Raw genomic sequence first — 2,945 nt, 5'->3', positions numbered from 1 at the left:
CGCGCACAGCGGATAGGGACCGAACTGTCTCACGACGTTCTAAACCCAGCTCGCGTACCGCTTTAATGGGCGAACAGCCCAACCCTTGGGACCGACTCCAGCCCCAGGATGCGACGAGCCGACATCGAGGTGCCAAACCATCCCGTCGATATGGACTCTTGGGGAAGATCAGCCTGTTATCCCCGGGGTACCTTTTATCCGTTGAGCGACGGCGCTTCCACAAGCCACCGCCGGATCACTAGTCCCGACTTTCGTCCCTGCTCGACCCGTCGGTCTCACAGTCAAGCTCCCTTGTGCACTTACACTCAACACCTGATTGCCAACCAGGCTGAGGGAACCTTTGGGCGCCTCCGTTACCCTTTAGGAGGCAACCGCCCCAGTTAAACTACCCATCAGACACTGTCCCTGATCCGGATCACGGACCCAGGTTAGACATCCAGCACGACCAGACTGGTATTTCAACGACGACTCCACCCGAACTGGCGTCCAGGCTTCACAGTCTCCCAGCTATCCTACACAAGCCGAACCGAACACCAATATCAAACTGTAGTAAAGGTCCCGGGGTCTTTCCGTCCTGCTGCGCGAAACGAGCATCTTTACTCGTAGTGCAATTTCACCGGGCCTATGGTTGAGACAGTCGAGAAGTCGTTACGCCATTCGTGCAGGTCGGAACTTACCCGACAAGGAATTTCGCTACCTTAGGATGGTTATAGTTACCACCGCCGTTTACTGGCGCTTAAGTTCTCAGCTTCGCCCACCCGAAAGTGAGCTAACCGGTCCCCTTAACGTTCCAGCACCGGGCAGGCGTCAGTCCGTATACATCGCCTTACGGCTTCGCACGGACCTGTGTTTTTAGTAAACAGTCGCTTCTCGCTGGTCTCTGCGGCCACCCCCAGCTCAGAGCGTAAAGCCCCTCACCAGGTGTGGCCCCCCTTCTCCCGAAGTTACGGGGGCATTTTGCCGAGTTCCTTAACCATAGTTCACCCGAACGCCTCGGTATTCTCTACCTGACCACCTGAGTCGGTTTAGGGTACGGGCCGCCATGAAACTCGCTAGAGGCTTTTCTCGACAGCATAGGATCATCCACTTCACCACAATCGGCTCGGCATCAGGTCTCAGACTATATGCCAGGCGGATTTGCCTACCTGACGTCCTACACCCTTACCCCGGGACAACCACCGCCCGGGATGGACTACCTTCCTGCGTCACCCCATCACTCACCTACTACCAGCTCGGGTCACCGGCTCCACCACTCCGACCTCGTCCGAAGACTCAGCCGGCGGCTTCACGGGCTTAGCATCACTGGATTCGATGTTTGACGCTCCACAGCGGGTACCGGAATATCAACCGGTTATCCATCGACTACGCCTGTCGGCCTCGCCTTAGGTCCCGACTTACCCTGGGCAGATCAGCTTGACCCAGGAACCCTTAGTCAATCGGCGCACACGTTTCTCACGTGTGAATCGCTACTCATGCCTGCATTCTCACTCGTCAACCGTCCACAACTCGCTTACGCGGCTGCTTCACCCGGCAGACGACGCTCCCCTACCCAACCCAGCACCCGTTGGGGCTATCTGCTGGATTGACACGACTTCGGCGGTACGCTTGAGCCCCGCTACATTGTCGGCGCGGAATCACTAGACCAGTGAGCTATTACGCACTCTTTCAAGGGTGGCTGCTTCTAAGCCAACCTCCTGGTTGTCTCTGCGACTCCACATCCTTTCCCACTTAGCGTACGCTTAGGGGCCTTAGTCGATGCTCTGGGCTGTTTCCCTCTCGACCATGGAGCTTATCCCCCACAGTCTCACTGCCGCGCTCTCACTTACCGGCATTCGGAGTTTGGCTAAGGTCAGTAACCCGGTAGGGCCCATCGCCTATCCAGTGCTCTACCTCCGGCAAGAAACACACGACGCTGCACCTAAATGCATTTCGGGGAGAACCAGCTATCACGGAGTTTGATTGGCCTTTCACCCCTAACCACAGGTCATCCCCCAGGTTTTCAACCCTGGTGGGTTCGGTCCTCCACGAAGTCTTACCTCCGCTTCAACCTGCCCATGGCTAGATCACTCCGCTTCGGGTCTTGAGCGTGCTACTACAGCGCCCTGTTCGGACTCGCTTTCGCTACGGCTTCCCCACCCGGGTTAACCTCGCAACACACCGCAAACTCGCAGGCTCATTCTTCAAAAGGCACGCAGTCACGACGTTGAGCGCAAGCACTCAACGCGACGCTCCCACGGCTTGTAGGCACACGGTTTCAGGTACTATTTCACTCCCCTCCCGGGGTACTTTTCACCATTCCCTCACGGTACTATCCGCTATCGGTCACCAGGGAATATTTAGGCTTAGCGGGTGGTCCCGCCAGATTCACACGGGATTTCTCGGGCCCCGTGCTACTTGGGTGTCTCTCAAACGAGCCGCTGACGTTTCGACTACGGGGGTCTTACCCTCTACGCCGGACCTTTCGCATGTCCTTCGCCTACATCAACGGTTTCTGACTCGTCCTGTCGCCGGCAGACAACAGAAGAGAGATCCCACAACCCCCACGACGCAACCCCTGCCGGGTCTCACACGTCGTAGGTTTAGCCTCATCCGGTTTCGCTCGCCACTACTCCCGGAATCACGGTTGTTTTCTCTTCCTGCGGGTACTGAGATGTTTCACTTCCCCGCGTTCCCTCCACACTGCCTATGTGTTCAGCAGCGGGTGACAGCCCATGACGACTGCCGGGTTTCCCCATTCGGACACCCCCGGATCAAAGCCTGGTTGACGACTCCCCGGGGCCTATCGTGGCCTCCCACGTCCTTCATCGGTTCCTGGTGCCAAGGCATCCACCGTGCGCCCTTAAAAACTTGGCCACAGATGCTCGCGTCCACTGTGCAGTTCTCAAACAACGACCAACCACCCATCACCCCGAACAAAACGCTCGAGTGCACTGGGGCCGGCAACT

Annotated in this window: 1 rRNA gene; it reads right to left on the bottom strand. The window is 57.5% G+C overall.

What is annotated here, in order from left to right:
• A 23S ribosomal RNA gene (locus ACIQ8B_RS32845) occupies positions 1–2,853 on the bottom strand; the annotation flags it as partial.
• Positions 2,854–2,945: the final 92 nt, after the last annotated feature.

The sequence above is a fragment of the Streptomyces sp. NPDC096105 genome (assembly GCF_044763335.1).
In the GTDB taxonomy this organism is placed as follows: domain Bacteria; phylum Actinomycetota; class Actinomycetes; order Streptomycetales; family Streptomycetaceae; genus Streptomyces.
This window is presented reverse-complemented; position numbering and strand designations above follow the sequence as displayed.